General features: G+C 55.9%; 16 protein-coding genes and 3 pseudogenes. 9 read left to right on the top strand and 10 right to left on the bottom strand.

Annotation, left to right across the window (positions count from 1 at the left end; translation table 11 throughout):
- Positions 1-3: 3 nt before the first annotated feature.
- The gene (locus IMCC21224_RS21905; RefSeq protein ID WP_047997745.1) at positions 4-840 is read right to left on the bottom strand and encodes an alpha/beta fold hydrolase; all 837 of its coding nucleotides are present in this window, start codon (positions 838-840) and stop codon (positions 4-6) included.
- 95 nt (positions 841-935) lie between these two features.
- Entirely contained in the window at positions 936-1,367 is a 432-nt protein-coding gene (locus IMCC21224_RS21900) for a MerR family transcriptional regulator (protein ID WP_047997744.1), read from the bottom strand.
- A 285-nt stretch (positions 1,368-1,652) separates the two neighbouring features.
- On the opposite strand from IMCC21224_RS21900, the gene IMCC21224_RS21895 reads away from it, so the two are divergent.
- From IMCC21224_RS21895 to IMCC21224_RS21875, 4 genes and pseudogenes are all read left to right on the top strand, one after another.
- The gene (locus IMCC21224_RS21895; protein WP_047997743.1) at positions 1,653-2,693 is read left to right on the top strand and encodes an IS110 family transposase; all 1,041 of its coding nucleotides are present in this window, start codon (positions 1,653-1,655) and stop codon (positions 2,691-2,693) included.
- A gap of 431 nt (positions 2,694-3,124) precedes the next feature.
- Complete coding sequence (locus IMCC21224_RS21890; RefSeq protein ID WP_047997742.1) at positions 3,125-3,751, top strand: recombinase family protein; 627 nt, start codon at positions 3,125-3,127, stop codon at positions 3,749-3,751.
- A gap of 1,170 nt (positions 3,752-4,921) precedes the next feature.
- Entirely contained in the window at positions 4,922-6,454 is a 1,533-nt protein-coding gene (istA, locus tag IMCC21224_RS21880; RefSeq protein ID WP_082135404.1) for an IS21 family transposase, read from the top strand.
- Positions 6,444-6,965 (top strand): annotated as a pseudogene (locus IMCC21224_RS21875) (ATP-binding protein); the annotation flags it as partial. The gene istA and the pseudogene IMCC21224_RS21875, both read left to right, overlap by 11 nt.
- Positions 6,966-7,324: 359 nt before the next feature.
- Here IMCC21224_RS21875 and IMCC21224_RS27395 read toward each other — a convergent pair.
- From IMCC21224_RS27395 to IMCC21224_RS21855, 3 genes and pseudogenes are all read right to left on the bottom strand, one after another.
- A pseudogene (locus IMCC21224_RS27395) lies at positions 7,325-7,831 on the bottom strand (anthranilate phosphoribosyltransferase); the annotation flags it as partial.
- A 132-nt stretch (positions 7,832-7,963) separates the two neighbouring features.
- Positions 7,964-8,365: a nuclear transport factor 2 family protein gene (locus tag IMCC21224_RS21860; protein ID WP_053079153.1), complete on the bottom strand. Its 402-nt coding sequence runs from the start codon at positions 8,363-8,365 to the stop codon at positions 7,964-7,966.
- A complete protein-coding gene (locus IMCC21224_RS21855) occupies positions 8,358-9,398 on the bottom strand; it encodes a zinc-binding alcohol dehydrogenase family protein (protein WP_047997738.1) in 1,041 nt (346 codons plus the stop codon). Before IMCC21224_RS21855 ends, IMCC21224_RS21860 begins: the two co-directional genes overlap by 8 nt.
- A gap of 81 nt (positions 9,399-9,479) precedes the next feature.
- On the opposite strand from IMCC21224_RS21855, the gene IMCC21224_RS21850 reads away from it, so the two are divergent.
- The 3 genes and pseudogenes from IMCC21224_RS21850 (at position 9,480) to IMCC21224_RS21845 (ending at position 11,277) form a co-directional block, all read left to right on the top strand.
- Positions 9,480-10,331 carry a LysR family transcriptional regulator gene (locus IMCC21224_RS21850; protein ID WP_047997737.1) on the top strand — a complete coding sequence of 284 codons (852 nt, stop codon included), beginning with the start codon at positions 9,480-9,482 and terminating at the stop codon, positions 10,329-10,331.
- Between the two features lie 44 nt (positions 10,332-10,375).
- Positions 10,376-10,519 (top strand): annotated as a pseudogene (locus IMCC21224_RS27390) (transposase); the annotation flags it as partial.
- Positions 10,520-10,566: 47 nt separating this feature from the next.
- Entirely contained in the window at positions 10,567-11,277 is a 711-nt protein-coding gene (locus IMCC21224_RS21845) for an IS6 family transposase (RefSeq protein ID WP_047997736.1), read from the top strand.
- Between the two features lie 221 nt (positions 11,278-11,498).
- Here IMCC21224_RS21845 and IMCC21224_RS27385 read toward each other — a convergent pair whose 3' ends face one another.
- Positions 11,499-11,765 carry a transposase gene (locus tag IMCC21224_RS27385; RefSeq protein ID WP_082135403.1) on the bottom strand — a complete coding sequence of 89 codons (267 nt, stop codon included), beginning with the start codon at positions 11,763-11,765 and terminating at the stop codon, positions 11,499-11,501.
- Positions 11,766-11,849: 84 nt separating this feature from the next.
- Between IMCC21224_RS27385 and IMCC21224_RS21830 the strand changes: the two genes are divergently transcribed.
- Positions 11,850-12,602, top strand: a complete 753-nt coding sequence (locus tag IMCC21224_RS21830) for a type II CAAX prenyl endopeptidase Rce1 family protein (RefSeq protein WP_047997733.1) — start codon at positions 11,850-11,852, stop codon at positions 12,600-12,602.
- Between the two features lie 33 nt (positions 12,603-12,635).
- Here the strand turns inward: IMCC21224_RS21830 and IMCC21224_RS21825 are convergent, their stop codons facing one another.
- From IMCC21224_RS21825 to IMCC21224_RS21810, 4 genes are all read right to left on the bottom strand, one after another.
- Positions 12,636-13,598 (bottom strand): AraC family transcriptional regulator, encoded by a 963-nt coding sequence (locus tag IMCC21224_RS21825; protein ID WP_231582177.1) that lies wholly within the window; start codon positions 13,596-13,598, stop codon positions 12,636-12,638.
- 208 nt (positions 13,599-13,806) lie between these two features.
- The gene (locus tag IMCC21224_RS21820; RefSeq protein WP_047997731.1) at positions 13,807-14,235 is read right to left on the bottom strand and encodes a GNAT family N-acetyltransferase; all 429 of its coding nucleotides are present in this window, start codon (positions 14,233-14,235) and stop codon (positions 13,807-13,809) included.
- Positions 14,236-14,239: 4 nt separating this feature from the next.
- Positions 14,240-15,316: a ribosome small subunit-dependent GTPase A gene (gene rsgA, locus IMCC21224_RS21815; RefSeq protein WP_047997730.1), complete on the bottom strand. Its 1,077-nt coding sequence runs from the start codon at positions 15,314-15,316 to the stop codon at positions 14,240-14,242.
- A 252-nt stretch (positions 15,317-15,568) separates the two neighbouring features.
- Positions 15,569-16,141 (bottom strand): TetR/AcrR family transcriptional regulator, encoded by a 573-nt coding sequence (locus IMCC21224_RS21810; protein WP_053079152.1) that lies wholly within the window; start codon positions 16,139-16,141, stop codon positions 15,569-15,571.
- A gap of 142 nt (positions 16,142-16,283) precedes the next feature.
- On the opposite strand from IMCC21224_RS21810, the gene IMCC21224_RS21805 reads away from it, so the two are divergent.
- Complete coding sequence (locus tag IMCC21224_RS21805) at positions 16,284-16,916, top strand: HXXEE domain-containing protein (protein ID WP_047997729.1); 633 nt, start codon at positions 16,284-16,286, stop codon at positions 16,914-16,916.
- Positions 16,917-16,957 lie beyond the last annotated feature (41 nt).

Raw genomic sequence — 16,957 nt, 5'->3', positions numbered from 1 at the left:
CGATCATTTTGCGCTATGCTTATCAACAAATGCAGAAATGAGGGCAACAGTCTCCTTCGGCTTCTCCATGACCGGAATGTGGCCACAATCCTTAATTTCATGATACTCTGCACCCGGCACATTATCCGCAATCAGCCTAGAAAACCGCGCAGGAATGAAGTGATCGGAGTCGCCGGAAATGGCGCAGGTAGGCACCTGAAACGTAGATAAGCGATCTGTAAATTTCTCCTCCGCTTCTTGCCCCTCGAGACAGCGACCCCATTCGAGTATTGATCGGTTCAAGCCGATATATGTGTCAGCGTCATTGAGTTTGACCATGTCCGTCGCACTAGCAGCAACCTGGCGGCCACGCTCCGTTTCGAGGAACTGATGGCTCATGATCCACATGGATACGTGGGCGGCCAATTCTGGCCCGATCCCAACCTTATCAATTAGCGCAATCCGAAACCGGAAATTCATTTCCATCAAGGTGTTAATTTCGGAGAAAGCTCCAATGAGAGTAAGGCTTGAAACCCGCTCGGGGGTCGTATCAGCAAGTGCCATCGCCATGCACCCACCATGCGAGGAGCCAACCATGTGCGCACTAGGCAGCGAGAGATGATCTAACAAAGCACATGCGTCATCGGCCCAATCTTGTGCTACAAACTCTGTTTGATCACATTTTGAACCGCCAATACCACGAGGATCTATGAGGATTACTTGGTAGTTTTCAGCAAGCTTGCTTGCGACCTGACTGTAGTAGCCCATCCCCGTTCCGAGACCTGGAAACATGAGTAGGGGCTCACCTTTCCCGACAATCTCCCATGCCAATGTTGTACCGTTGATATTCGCGCTTGGCATTACCAATCCTCCCGTATCGATAGCGTTGAACGACAACATACAACCGAAATGGAGTGAGTCAATACTTACATCTAACTATAATTCTTAAATTGCGATCAAGAATCGTTCGGCGTGTTTGTAAAGGTGCAGATACTGACATCACGCTCTTCAGCTTGTGCTACAAACACTTCAAAGCGAGCAACATTCCTCATAAGTTCATCACGAAAAGACGCCAATTCACTAATTTTATGATTGGTGCGATCGAGATGATCTCGCAATATAGCAATGACCCTGGTCTTGCCCATGACACCACTCGTATCTTGGGAATAAAAGGGTAAGACGTCGTTTACTTCTTCCAAGCTAAGTCCAATAGCTTTGAGTCTATATATTAGTTCAAGACGGCTAACAGAACCTTGGTCGTAATATCGGTATCCGCCACCATCGCGTTGCGCAGGCTCAATCAAGCCAGACCGCTCGTAAAACCTAATGGTTTTTTGATCGACCCCGGATAAGCGTGACAGCTCTCCGATCTTCATTAGCTTCTTCATAAACTGGCACCTCAATGTAACTCTTGTTCATAACCTGGCATTTCTGTCAAGCCAGCACCTAACGACTCTTTTCCGAACACAGATAACTGCTGCGCTTGGTCGTTTGGCAACTTTACTACCAGAGCAACCAGATATTTCAGAGTATAGTTAGCGTCGTAGGGAATTTCAATTTAAGGAGAAGGTTCACTCGGCATGGTGTGCGTTAGGGACATGACGTAATCGCGGGCGCGCAATTCCGGCGGTTTGGTGCATTCTGCGATTCTGCAATTTTCACAGGAGGATATCATGACTGTTTTTGCCGCTTTGGACGTGTCGAAGAAGAGCACGTCGGTCCATATTGTCGATGAGAAGGGCACTTGCCTGTGGCGGGGTAAGACATTGACCGATCCCGATGCGCTGGCCGTGGCGCTTTCTCCGTTTGCGGACGACCTCGCCTTGGTTGGATTGGAAACCGGATGTTGGACGACCTGGCTCTGGCATGAATTGACCGACCGTGGATTTCCGATGGTTTGCATGGATGCCCGACAAGCACATGCGGCCCTTTCGATCAGCATCAACAAGACGGATGCTAATGATGCACAGGGTCTGGCACATCTGCTGCGCACGGGGCTTTTCCGGGAAGTGAGGGTCAAGAGTTGGGAGGACATGCACAAACGAGCGCTTTTGAGAGCGCGTGCGACTATGCTGCGCTGCGTTCTCGATCTTGCCAATGCGATACGCGGGGCGCTGCGCACGTTCGGTATCTCGCTTGCAGCGGGAACCGGAAACGGAGGGGCGAAGACTTTCGAGCGCCGAGTGGTCGAACATCTTGCTTCACGCCCCGACCTTGGGCTGATCATCAGCCCCCTGCTGGAGGCATGGCGTGCGGGAAGAGTGCAGGTAGCGCGCCATGAACGAGCAATTCGCGCTGTTGTGCGCGCCGATCCGAGGTGCCAGTTGATGATGACGGTTCCAGGCGTTGGTTATCTGACAGCTGTGGGTTTTGTCGGTGCAGTCGGTGACCCGGCCATGTTCCGGTCAGGGCGAACCGCTGCGGCCTGGATTGGGCTGACTCCAAGGCGCTACCAATCGGGCACGATCAATGTGCAGGGAAGAATTTCCCGGCAAGGGGATAAGCTGCTTCGGTCGTATTTGTATGAAGCAGCCGCACATATTCTGACGCGGGCGCGCACCGACAGCGCACTTCGCCGCTGGGGCCTCAGATTGCGCGAGCGCATCGGGTTTAAGCGGGCGAATGTTGCCGTCGCAAGGAAGCTGGCGGTGGTCCTGCACGCAATGTGGCGAAGCGGACTGCCGTTCGAGGCGGAGAAGAATATGCCAGCTTAGGCCAAGAGAGAAAACAGGTGATAGCCATGTAGGCACCTACCAAGAGATCCGCTGCCTGTAAGCTGCGGGTGCGTCCACCGGGACGTGAGACATGAGGGCCACCGCGATACGCGCGCTGCAATCGTCCAACGGCGAATTGCGCTTCGAGACATAGCGGGGCCCGTCTCGAACTTCATCGTGCGGCAGCTTGTGGGTTGACCGCGTAGACAACCCTGACCCCGGCCATGCACTTCGCATCTCTACATAAGGTGGCAAGGCGTCCCATTGCTGCGGTAGGACCTGTGAAAAACGCATGTTTGTCGTGACATGCTACCGGTTCAGGCTGGCGCCTGATATTAGCGATCAGCGGTCTACGAAAACACCATATAAATCAATTGCCGAAAACTTGAAACGGAAATAGGTTTATCGTGATCTCTTCGAAGGAGACGGCCATGGGACTGATCGGCTACGCTCGGATTTCGACCATAGAGGGCGTGCAGGTGCTCGACCGCCAGCTTGACGCCCTCAACGCTGCCGGATGCGAGCGGATATTCGAGGATCGTGCCTCCGGCGCGAAAGCCGAGCGCCCCGGTCTTTCGGCTTGTCTGGACTTTTTGCGTAAGGACGACGTGCTTGTGGTGCTTGATCTCGACCGGCTCGGGCGGCTTGCGGGCGAGCTGATCACTCTCATCGATCAACTGGCTGCACGGGGCGTTGCGTTCCGGGCGCTGAATGCACCGATGGACACGACAACCCCGACAGGGCGCGCTTTCCTTCAGATTCAGGCCGCTTTTGCTGAAATGGAGCGCAACATCATCCGCCAAAGGGTGAACGAAGGCTTAGTCGCTGCGCGCGCACGGGGACGCAAGGGCGGGCGGCCTAGGATCATGACTGCTGACAAGCTGCGATACGCAAAGCACCTCATGGCCGACAGCACTAGATCCATACCGGATATATGCAAGGAACTCGGAGAGATCAGGCCCTCAACCCTATACCACTACTTGCATGCCGATGGTTCTTTGAAGACCGCAGGCCGTGATCTGCTTGAAAATGCCGGGAAGGAAGAAAGTGGCACTTGACCGGAGGGCCGCGATTAGACAACCTCGTGGAGTTGAAGGTTTGCCTTCTAGCGGCCCATCCAGCAACACTTCAATCAAGGAAACATGTGTTTTTTGATCTTACTCTTGATCAGCTCCACTTGAGTGGTCACCTCTGAATATCAGTGCATGATTGGCGTCTGGTCCATCAGGATGATGGTTTCTGACGCCGGTGGGCGCTAGCCAAACGCGCTGTCGGTCATTTGGTGTTGTAGTGCTTTCTCCACTCCTCGATAATAATTTGGACTTCGCGTAGGCAATTAAAGACCTCTCAGTTAAGCAGTTCGTCTCTGAAACGAGCGATGAAGCTATCGCTTTATCCGTTTCCCCAAGGTGATCTTGATCCGATATAAGTCGTCTTCGCCCCCAAGGCTTTGTTATTCCATGCACCGGAGTCGTAAGGGCAATAAAATGCCAAGATTGATTATTCAAACTCTACAAAATGAACATAATAAATGTGTGGATGCAGGGTTACTGTGAGTGAATTCAAAGTCATAGAATGCCTGTCGCGTTGTTCTTAAATCCGAGATGGCGCGCGCTGGAGGCTATTTCTTACCCTTAAATGTGAGATTCTGCGTCCATAAGCAGCGCGCTTCTCAGGTTTTGTTTCACTATTTGATCAACTGCAGTAAGCAAACGGGGCTCCTTTCCATAGGTACGCAGTAACGCGGCTCTTGCAAATCCGTCGATACTGCGGCTGAACATCGCCGCTTTGATAAGAGGATGTGCCTGAGCCGCAGCGATGGCGGCAAGGCAGAAGATCCTGACGCCTGGTCTGGGGTGCTGCAGTGCGAATGCCTTATCCCCACGGACAGTCTTGAGTGCCATGGCAAAGGTGACTGCCCGCATGGCACGCCGGAAGTGGGCGGCACTGTTGGACGCAATCGCGAGTTCGAGATGCCCTGCCCCGCGGCGAGCGCGGCGGAGCAGCTTTTCGGACGCGAGCTCGCCATGTGGAATGGCGAAGATCGAAAGAAGCCTTGTGCCGCAAATCTGGCAATCGAATGCCCATGCCCGCCGCCAGTGCCTTAGCGCAAGGTGTTGATTTCCACTTAGAAGTGAGCCGGTTTAGCGAATAATTTCCACTGAGAATTGAGCCATGTGACCCTTCCCCCAGCGCGCTGCGCCACGGGGAGCAATGGAGTGATACACATGGGACTTTTGAACATAATTCGCCGCATGTCTTTGCGCGAGAAGCTATCGATACGGGAGATTTCGCGCCGGACTGGTTTGTCGCGCAATACGATCACCAAGCATTTGAACGCGGGCACGATTGAGCCGCAGTTCACGACGCCAGATCGGCAGAGCAAGCTTGATCTTTTTGCCGACAAATTGGCCGGATGGTTAAAAACTGAAGCTGGGAAGTCGCGCAAGCAACGGCGAACAGCGAAGCAGCTGCATGAGGATTTGGTGAAGCTGGGCTACACTGGGTCCTACAATCGGGTCGCAGCGTTTGCCCGTGACTGGCGATTGGATCGGCAGCAAGAAAGCCAAACGACGGGGCGCGGCACCTTTATGCCTTTGACTTTCCGCCCTGGCGAAGCGTTCCAATTCGATTGGAGCGAGGATTTTGCGGTCTTGGCTGGTGAGCGCACGAAGCTACAGGTCGCCCATATCAAGCTGTCGCACAGTCGGGCTTTTGTGGTCCGCGCTTATTTGCTGCAAACCCACGAGATGTTGTTTGATGCCCATTGGCATGGCTTCCGTGTATTCGGCGGCGTTCCAGAGCGCGGGATCTACGACAATATGCGCACTGCGGTTGACCGTGTCGGGCGTGGCAAAGAACGGCAAATCAACATGCGCTTTTTGGCCATGACCAATCACTATGTGTTTGGGCCAGAGTTCTGCAACCCTGCGGCGGGATGGGAGAAGGGTCAGGTTGAGAAAAACGTTCGTGACGCTCGGCATCGGTTTTGGCAGCCTATGCCGGAGTTCCCCAATCTCGATGCGCTAAATGATTGGTTGGAGCAGCGCTGCATGGAGATGTGGCATGAGATTCCGCATGGTGGGTTGGTCGGCAGTATTGCTGATGTTTGGGCCGACGAACAGGCGGCATTGATGCCATTGCCCTGCGCCTTCGATGGTTTTGTCGAACATAGCAAACGCGTCTCGCCCACCTGCTTGATCAACTTCGAGCGCAATCGCTACAGTGTTCCGGCGTCCTTTGCGAACCGCCCTGTCAGTTTGCGGGTTTATCCTGACCGGCTCGTTGTCGCCACCGAAGGGCAAGTGTTATGCGAACATCCGCGCTTCATTGACCGCTCACACAAGCAATTGCCGCGCACGATTTATGACTGGAGGCACTATCTGGCCGTCATCCAGCGCAAACCTGGTGCCCTGCGTAACGGTGCGCCGTTCACGGAATTACCCCAGGCGTTTAAGCAGTTGCAGGACTTGATGCTACGAAGGCCCGGTGGCGATCGCGAGATGGCCGACATTTTGGCCTTGGTTCTGCATCACGATGAACAAGATGTGTTGGCCGCTGTGGAAATGGCATTGACCGAAGGCGTGGCAACCAAAACCCATGTGCTGAACCTGCTGCACCGCTTGGTGGACGGCAAGACCATTGGCGGCCCAGATATCGACACACCGCAAGCCTTGATCCTGCGCCTCGAACCCAAAGCCAATGTCGAACGCTATGATGGCCTGCGTGCCCAAACAGCCGGAGGTCGCCATGCGTCATGATCCTGCAAGTGGCGCAATCATCATCATGCTCCGCAGCCTGAAGATGTATGGTCTAGCACAAGCTGTCACCGACCTGATGGAACAGGGGGCGCCCGCTTTTGAAGCGGCGGTGCCGATCCTGTCGCAATTGCTCAAAGCCGAATTGGCCGAGCGCGAGGTGCGATCTATTGCCTATCACATGAAGGCTGCGCGCTTCCCAGCTTACAAGGATCTCTCAGGCTTTGATTTTGCCGCCAGCGAGATCAACGAGGCAACCTTGCGCCAGTTGCACAAATGCGAGTTCATGGATGGGGCGCAAAACGTCGTGCTGATTGGTGGCCCAGGAACGGGCAAAACCCATGCAGCCACAGCCCTTGGCGTGCAGGCCGTCGAACATCATCGCCGAAAGGTTCGCTTCTTCTCGACCATCGAACTGGTCAACGCGCTTGAACAAGAAAAGGCCAAGGGCAAAACTGGGCAGCTTGCAGAAGGCCTTACCAAGCTCGACCTCGTGATCCTTGACGAGCTGGGCTAGGGAAACCGTCGAGACATACCGGCGCGAGCACAAGAGTGCGTCTGATTCAGCCACAGATGCCGCCTCTGCGATCGAAGGGATGTCCTGGCCTGATCTCGAAGCGCTACGAGAAACGCACCAAACCCATGGCGAGGCGCTCGGCAACGCAACCGAAGAACGCGTCGCCGCTCAGGGCCATGTCGATCATCTGGATCGGCTTAGAAAGGGGATGGAAGAGACGCTGCGCAAGCTTGAAGAAGCGGAAGCGGCATCCGGCCCGCTGCGCGGTCTAGCAGCGCTGGTGAACGGGCAGAATTCGCAAAGACTGACCCTGGAGACATTCGCAATAGGCGCGATGTTCGACCAGATTTTGGAGGCTGCAAACGGATTGGCGCCACATGTTTCATCGCTGGGTGATGCATCGAGGCCATCATGAAACCAATGCCTGCCTCAATAATTGCGCGTTCGATGACTTCTGGCCCAACCATCGTATTAATGCCGAGTGCCGATTGTACATCTACCGTACCCGACATGGACGAGACATTGCGATTGCCATGTTTGGCTACGGGGACACCAGCCCCAGCTACAACAAAGACAGTCGCGGTTGAGATATTCAGCGTATGTTTCCCGTCGCCCCCGGTCCCTACAATATCTATTGCACCTTCTGGCGCATTCACCGAGACGCAGTGGGCGCGCATGACGGCTGCGGCAGCGGCGTATTCGGACACGGACTCGCCCCGTGCGCGCAACGCCATCAGAAAACCGCCGACTTGAGCAGGCGTTGCGGCACCTTCGAACAAATAGCCAAAGGCCTCCTCTGCTTGGGCACGCGACAGCGGACCCTCGGATGCAGCGAAAATCAGGGGCTTCATTGCATCGCTCATTCCGAGATCTTCGTCATTCTCAAGAGGTTCTGGCGGAGTCGTTTCTTTGGCAAACTGCAAGATGTTCGCATTGCCGAGGCCTGTTCGGCAATACGAATACTGGAACGAAGTTCAAGTCCTTTAGGCGCTTAGTTAAGCTACCGAAGCCTCGTTCAGGGCTGCGCTGTCCTCATAGAAGTGGTAGTATGTCAGCAAGCCGTCCACCACCTGCGTAATCATGGCCCAATCGCTTGGGTAAGGCTTACCCGTGGTACGAACTATGTGTTTGAAATGCCCGTACATAGCGACATGGCGACCATCTCCGAATGCATCGGTCACCGTGAAGTCGCCAGCTTCAAGTACTTCCCCAAATGCTGTAAAGAATGCTACCGCGCCCGATTTCCCTTTGAAGGTTCCGAGCATGGGATTTTGCTCGTTTGCAAGCGGGCTAACTGAAATGAATGTCGCGTCATCGGACACCAGCGCGAGTGCCTCGTCCATTTCGCCCGAGAAGATATGCCCAAGGAAGGCCTGAACGATTTCGAGGTTAGTCATTTTTGTTCTCCTGATTTATCAGATTTTTCGTGATGGCAATTTTGCCGATGGTTTGACCGCTCTCGATCAATTCGTGGGCAGTACGAACCGTCTCGCTTGAAAGCGGCGACAAGGTTCGTGCAAGCGTGCTGCGTAGGCGGCCGGACTGTACTAGATCGGTCGCAGTCGTCAGGATTTCGCCCTGGCGCGCTGATTTTTCTCCGCCCAATCTGGGGCGTGCAAACATGAACTCCCAGTGAAAGCTGGCGCTTTTACCCATGAGCAGATTCATGTCTGGCGGATTATCAAACGGAACAATGCATCCAATCGCGCCAAACGGGGCGACAATTCCTGCAGCTGTTGGGAAATGCTTATCAGGTGCAGCGAGCAATACGATTTGATCAACAGTCTCGATACCGAGCTGGTCGAGTTGCGCGGCCATGTCTGCACGGTGATCGAGCACATGATGCGCGCCCATATTTTCGCACCATGACTTGGTCTCTGGACGAGATGCTGTCGCGATAACTGTCAATCCCGGAACCAGTCTGGCGATCTGAATCATCATCGACCCTGTACCACCCGCGCCATTGATAATGAGGATGCTTTCATGGTGTCGTGGTTGATCGGGCTTCAGCCCCATCTTGTCGATCAGCAATTCCCAAGCGGTGAGTAAGGTGAGAGGCAGGGATGCCGCCTCTGACGCGCTCAGCGATCCTGGCCGGTGCGCGGCAATTCGGTGGTCTACCAGATGCAATTCGGCATTTGTGCCTGCGCGATCGAGGTCGCCCGCATACCAGACAAGATCACCCGGTGAAAACCCCTTGACGGCGGAGCCAACGGCGCGAACGCGACCAGCCGCATCGTAGCCGAGAATCTTCGGGTGCCCGTCATCAGTTTTGCGCATCCGGACACGGGCATCGGCAGGATTGACGGACACGGCCTCAATCTCGACGAGCAGGTCAAAGTCCCCGGGGATTGGGTCAGGAAGATCAACGTCCACAAAACATTGAGGATCATAGGCGGTCCGGGCGGAATATTGAGCAATACTTTTCATACTAAGGTTTATATTTCAGCTTGCCAATGCACGTAATTCCAAAAATATTCGTGTCATCTGTGCAAAAATGATCGGAACATCATGCAGTGGGACGACATCAGGTATTTTCTTGCTCTTTACCGCAGCGGAACGCTATCGGCGGCGGCGCGGGATTTGGGTGTGGAGCACTCGACTGTATCGCGACGGATTGGTCAGCTTGAAACGTCCGTCAGGCTAAAATTATTCAAGAGGCTGCCGCGGTCTTGGGTTGCGACACCACAGGCCCTTGCGCTGTATGATCAGGCCTGTGCATTGGAAGAAAAAGCGCTTGGACTTGCGCGAACCGCGGCTGGCCTCGATGATCTGACGGGCCGGGTACGCGTCTCTGTCCCACCCATGCTGGCCAGCCATGTCCTTGTTCCCGGCCTGCATAAGGTGATGGCGCGATACCCTAATCTGGCACTGGAAATTCAGGCGTCTACGGAGCTAAGCAACCTGAATCGAAATGAGGCAGACATTGCTATCCGGCTCGTCCCGCCAGCAATGTCTGAGCTAATGACCCGAAGCCTCGGGAAGATCGAATACAAGCTATTCGGAACAGCAGAGTGGGGTGCATGCCCGACCACCGACCTTCATTACATCGGTTTTGATGAGCTTTCCCGAGCGCAATCGCTTGCACAAGCGCTCGAAAAGATAATCGGGCAAAACCGAGTGGTCATGCGAACAGGCGATTTTCTATCAATGGCCCGTGCAGCCCAACTTGGATGGGGGGTCGCCTTACTGCCGCGCTTTCTGGGCAGTACGATCCCTCAACTTCTGGAACTGACAGGTCTGGGATTCCGTACGACCCGTGAAGCCTCACTACTGGTCCACCGTGATGTGCTGCTGCACCCCGGGGTTCGGGCCATAACGAATGAGATCGTCGATATCTTTCAAAACAGCGACCTCGGTTGAGTTTGCTGATCTGACAGGGAATTTTACCAAGGCGCATGTAAGATGTCGATTGGCACTACATCGCGCCAGGCAAGCCCATGCAGAACGGTTTTATCGGGTCATTCAATGGCGGCCTGCGCGACGAGTGCTTGAACGAGAAGATATTCGACAGCCTGGATGATGCGAGACGAAAGCTGGGGCTGTGGCGGGCATTGCCAAGTTGTTTGACTGGTCTGAGGTGGTTACAGGTTGATGCATGAAGATACCGACGTCCATGCCGCGCCTGAAGGGCTTTCGCTTTCCTCGTGAGATCATCGCCTATGCGGTCTGGGCGTATCATCGTTTCGCGCTGAGTACGGCGGATGTCGAGGATCTGCTGGCTGAGCGTGGTGTGATGGTCAGCCGGGAAACGATCCGCCTGTGGGCCAACCGGTTTGGTGCGCATTTTGCGGGGTGCATCCGCCGTGACCGGCCGCGACCGAACGACAAGTGGCACCTCGACGAGGTCGTGATCCAGATCGGTGGCGCGAAGCATTGGCTATGGCGCGCTGTCGATGCTAACGGCAATACACTCGATATTCTCGTGCAGACCCGCCGAAATGCCAAAGCTGCAAAGCGGTTCATGGCCAGACTGGTTGCCCAGTTCGGCCAGCCAAGGGTTGTCATCACCGATAAGCTACGCAGCTACATCAAGCCGATTGTCCATTATGTACCGGGCGCCGATCACCGAGCCCACAAAGGGCTCAACAACCGGATCGAGGGCAGTCACAGGCCGACGCGACGACGAGAAAAGATCATGGGCGGCTTCAAGTCGCCCCGACAGGCGCAACGCTTCCTCGCGGCACACGACCAGATCAACACCATCTTCCGCCCTCGCCGCTACAGCCTTACGACCGCCTCCTATCGTCACGCCCGGGCAGACGCGTTCTGCCTCTGGGCGGACTATGCCGCCGAGATGATCGCCTGAAGGCGGGAACCGTGCTTCTTGAAGCCGCGCCAAGATAACTTGGCAATGCCGGTCAGCGATATGTACCGCATCAGCGGCCAGATGGATGACTCTGAGGCGGACATCTTCATTCAGACAGGATTGAGTGAAAGTCATGGGTTCGTTCTCAATCCGGGAAGCTCCATCGTAGCCGACATCTTCGGCGCGACGACAGGCCGGACCGCGTGCTCCGAGCTTCGGGCTCAGGGCTCATGACCAGAAGATGACAGCCCCGGCGATGCACATGTGCTTGTGAAAGCGTGTGTGCATCGGTCGAAGCTGGTGGCGATACATCGCCAGTCCTTGAGGCGGTCGAACATGCGCTCGACCTTTTTGCGCGGCTTGTGCCATTTCGTCCCGTCCTCGACCGGTATGTTGCGGTCTTTGCGCCCGCCGATCGAGGCTTTGATGCCGAGATCGTTCAGTGCTTCGCGGAACGCGTGGCGAACATGACCTCGGTCCGCGATCATCAATATGCTGCTTTCCGCTTTCGTCGCTGAACCGCCCTTGGGCGAGGAAGGGTTGATCGTTTAACGAAGTGAAAAGGACCCGCTATGCGCGCTCAGTCTGCCCGCTTCTTTGTCCCATTTTTCGTTTGGTCGTGTCTTGGAAGTCTCGGCCTGGTAGCGCTTGCCTTCGGCCAGGACATCAACGCGCTGCGTGAACTCGGTGTTTCCCCTGATGTGTCTGACAACGTTTTGCGTGCGCTGATCGTCGTGCAGCCATTTATCCTTCTGGTCGCCGGGGTCGGAGCAGGCGTGGCCTTCGGGGAACGTGTTGGACTTCGGTCCTGGGTAGCCGCGCGGTTGCGGGGCGACCCGCCGCCTTTGATGCAAGTGTCGGGACTGGCGCCCGCCGCGCTTGTCGGCTTCGGCACAGGTGCGGTTGTGGTCGTGCTCGACAGATTGTTTGCGCCCTGGATCGGGCTCCCCTCGCTCGCGAGCCTTCCGGACATAGGCACGGCGATCATGGCGATCAGCTACGGTGGGATTACCGAAGAGCTTACTCTCCGATACGGCCTGATGACGTTTCTTGTCTGGGTCGGCGCAAAAGTATGGACGACGCTCCCGCCCGGGCTTTACTTCGGCGCCTTGCTCGTTTCGGCGGTCCTTTTCGGAGCCGGTCACCTGCCAGCGATGGCGGCGCTCATCCCACTGACACCGGTCGTGATTTTGCGCACTGTCGGGCTTAATGCCCTGCTTGGCTTGGCTTTTGGCTGGCTGTTCTGGCGGCGTGGCCTCGAACACGCGATGGTTGCCCATATTGCCACCCACCTTGCATTTTGGGAGCTTGCCGTCGCGCTGTAGGCTCGCCACGACCATTTCCATCGTTGCGCCCCGTCAGGTGGTCGCCGTTTCGGCGCGAAATTGTGAAGGAGTCTTCCCAGTCACCCGGCGAAATTCGGTATTGAAGCTCGATTTGCTGACAAAGCCCGCTTCAAACATCACTTCCGTGATGGACAACTCGGTCCTGCGTAGGGCCTCTTGCGCGTAGCGTATGCGAAAGCCGTTGATATATCGAGAAAAATTTTCGCTCGTCGTTCTGTTTATGGCATTGGAGACATCCCGCACAGGTATCGACAATCGCCGCGCGACCCGCGCAAGCGTCAGGTTGCTGTCCGTGTAGAGGTGCGTGTCGTTCATCAGCGCATCAAGCACAGCCCGTGTCGCGCGATCGATGTCGGTCGGCCCTTCGGCTTTGGCTGTGTCGCCCTTTGTGACCTGAAGCAACATCGGGGCACCGACCAGAGCGACGACAAAGACGAATGCTGTGAAAACACCTGACACCCCGGTCAGAAATGTCAGGATATGGGCATCGCCTGCGAACAGGCTGGCAGCCACAATCGAAAGATCCGTGGCCACCATCATGCCAAGCAGGACAATGGTGGCTTTGATCGCGGAGCGCACGATTATCAATGCGTGCGGCGCGACATGGACGAAGTCATCTGGTTGGCGGCGCAGAAGGCGGGCAATCGAAACCAGGTAGATGCTGTTGATCCCAAGAACAAACACATCTGCCGAGACCGGGAGGTTTGCCAGTATTGCCAGTTGCGCGACGGCGACTGGTGCCCCACTCAAAAGGAGCCTCTTGCGCCAGTTCAACCCCAGGTCTTGGGTCAGAGCCGAGAAGCCGAGATAGGCCGAAGGTGCGACCATCACGGCCACCAATGGCTGGAGCCATGCGGCCCAGGGCACGTCAAATGAAAGTCGGAGCCCGAGCAGCAGGCCGATGCTCGCCAAGGTCAGAAGAAAAACGCACAGAGAAAGGCGCGCTTGAAAGGGCATGCGGGTATCCTGCGCCAATGCAAACGCTGCGATTGTCGTCAGAACACTTACGAGCCAAACGAGGGGCAAAGTGATCATTGATCTTCCTGCTGGCCAAACAAAAGCCTGGTCGTCGTTATACCACCGCTTCTTCGACTAATCATGTTGGATCAACAACAGTTCAGGTCTCCTTGCGGCGGGCACCGTTGTTGGAAGGCACTGATGATCAGCGCCTCCCAAGTGATTATCAGGAACCGGGCATAGCCATCTTGAAGGTTTCGTCGCCGCTGGCGTCGAACACGCCTTCGCCAGTCACCACAAAGCCGCATCGCTCATAGAACGGCAGACCGATCTTGTTGTCTTTGAAGACCTCGACGGTCAGCGGACCTTTGATGGCGACAACATGGTCAACCATTTGACGCCCCAGGCCTTTGCCTTGTTCAGACGGGTCGAGGAACAAGCCTCCAATTTCCGTGCCGATCATTGCAATAAAACCGACCGGCGTGCCATCATTTTCCAGAACCCATGTTTCGGCGTTCGGCAGATAGATGTTAACCGTGTCTCTGCGCACCTGGTCCCTGACTTCATCCGACAAGAATGGGTGCGCGAGTGGCTCTGCCTTATCCCAGATTGAGATCAACGCATCGGTATCGCTGGTTTTGTATCCACGCATCATTGTTCTATTTCCTACTCTTACGCTGGATCGCGTTGATCATCTTCTTGAGAGATTTGTCGGCTGTTTTGCGTTCGGCCAACGTAGACGCGTTAAAGCGTTCCTCCGCTGCCAGCTTGTTCCATCGCGCAAATCGGTCAGGATCAATCTCTTCTCGCTTTAATGCACCTTGGATGGCGCAACCAGGTTCGCTGTCATGTCTGCAATCGCTGAAACGGCATTGGCCTGCCAAGGCAACGATGTCAGCAAACACATCTGCAATTCCGGCCTCGACATCGGTGAGTTGAAGCTCTCTCATGCCGGGCGTGTCCAGCACCGCGCAGCCATCGGCTGTGAAGTGCAATTGTCGCCGCGTCGTCGTGTGGCGACCCTTGCTGTCATCTTCGCGAATGGCAGCCGTATCGGCCACACCGTCCCGAAAGAGAGCATTGACCAACGTCGATTTCCCGACGCCAGAAGACCCCAGAAAGGCAACCGTTTGGCCTGGCGTGCACCATGGAGCCAACTTGGCAATTGGCTCTTCACTCAAGGCATTTAGCACTTCGACCAGAACGCGGTCTGAAATGGCGCTTGCCGCTTTAACGTAGGCGTCTGGATCGTCGCAAAGGTCGGCCTTGGTCAGCAAGATCACAGGCGTTACCTCCGCCTCGAACGCCAACGCCACATAGCGCTCGAGCCGCGCGATGTTGAAATCCTTGTTGCAGGACGACACGATAAAGACCGTATCAACGTTGGCAGCAATCAGCTGCCGCTTACGGTCAGAGCCCGGCGCACGACGCTCGAAAACGCTCCTGCGTTCCAAAACCTTACTATTGGAGGGCTTTTGCGGATCATAGAGCAGCCAGTCACCGACGGTCGCATTCGGCCCCGGCGGGATGAGGGTATCAAGCTTTTCACCCAGCACCCGCAGGCCGGTTCTGTGGACTTCAACCACGCGAACTGGTGGTGCATCAACGGTCGCATCAACATCGGTTTGTTGGCTGAAGAAGGGTTTCCAGCCAAGTCTTTCCAAAGGGGAAGGCTCGCGTTGTGGGATCTTGCTCGAGCCCAAAGGCAGCAAGAATTTGGAATAGTCCCGTATCATTCTTGGGATCTTTCATGTTCGGAGAGCGGAACAAGTCCGCGTCGAAATATCGAAATTGACCAGACAAAACTAAGCTATTCGCCCGCAGCAGTAACGCAGCGACGTTGGTTTCGCTTAGCTTTGCTTCGGGAGGCCGCTTTGCCTCCCCGCATTATCGGGTCATAAAATCTCCATGAACATGTTGCTCGTTTAAGGGAGTGCGGTGATTTTTGCAAGACGTGAAGGACCGAGTCACTGATCCGATGGCCTCTGTCAGCGGACGCTTTCCCCGCGGCCGTCCCCGAAGAGGTGAAGATCCACGACCGGAGCAAGATTTTCCACGATGTCAGCCCGGGACATTTCCGCGACCGGCGGGATGGCCAGGATGTAGCGGCACAGCGCGAGGCCGAACAACTGGCTGACGACCAGGCCCGCGCGCGTTTCCGCCGTCGCCGGGTCGCCGAAGCGCGCTGCCGCTGGCAGAACCTGTTCGCGAAATATCGTGCGGATCCGTTCTGCCGCCGCCTCGTTGGTCGCCGCCGCGCGCAGCAGGATAACAAGCCCCATGTCTTTGCCGCTTCCTTCCCAGAGTTCGAGGAAATGCCCCACGAGCATCGCGCCAACTGGGACCGGCGCTGTCGGATTGATGTCCGGCAATCCCAGTTCGACCTTCGAAGCCAGCGAGAACAGCCCGTCCTTGCCTCCGAAATAGCGGATGATCATCGACGGGTCGATCGACGCGCGCTCCGCGATCGCGCGCACCGTGGTGCCCTCGTAGCCGTGCTCGGCGAACATTGCCCGGGCTGCCTCCAAGATGCCTGCGCGCGTTCGATCGGATTTGCGCATGACGCGTCCTTCTCCTTTGATCTTTCCCCTCACAAAAACCATTTGCCAACAAGCGTTGACAAATGCAAGTACCATGACGTATGCCAACAACCGTTGACTTTCATGCCGAGGTCAGCTGCCCCAGCGCGCAAAGGACATACCCATGAGTACCCAAACAGTAAGCCGCAGGGATCTTGCGATCGGCACGCTCCTTGCCTTAATCATCGGAACGATCTTCGTCCTGGTCGGAGGCAGGCCCCTTGTCGTGACCTTCGTTCCGGGGCTCGTCGTCGCTTGGGGGGTTTTCGCCTGGCTGCATGTTTCGCAGACAGCCTTGCCGAAAGGCGGCACGCTCTATCCGCTCTACTACGGCGTCTTCGCCTGGCAGTTTATCCACTTCTTCGAGGAATATCTGACCGGCTTCCGGAGCCTGTTTCCCGAGTTATACGGCGCAACGCCCTACAGCGACGCGCTTTTCGTCGGCATCAACATGTTCTCGTATTTCGTTTTTGCCGTCGGCTTCATTTTGGTTTTCGAGAAGGGGCTGAAGTTCCTGCTGATCCCGGTGCTTTTCTATATCGTCTACGGGGCCATCGGGAATGCCATCGCCCATGTGTGGTGGGTCATCTGGACTGGTGGCTATTTCCCCGGGTTCGTCACCGCGCTGGCCTACTGGATCCTCGGCCCGCTATTGCTTTCCCGCTTTGTCGGATCGCTTGGTCGCGCCTATGCGATTACTGCGGCTTTCGCCATTATCCTGATCCCGGCTATCACCCTTACGATGTCGCCAATTTGACGATTTGCCGAGGAAGGTCCTCTCTGTAGCTTCGTGTTTCT

This window comes from Puniceibacterium sp. IMCC21224 (assembly GCF_001038505.1).
Classification (GTDB): Bacteria; Pseudomonadota; Alphaproteobacteria; order Rhodobacterales; family Rhodobacteraceae; genus Puniceibacterium.
Note: the sequence above shows the minus strand (reverse complement) of the source record. Positions and strands in the feature narration are given on the sequence as shown.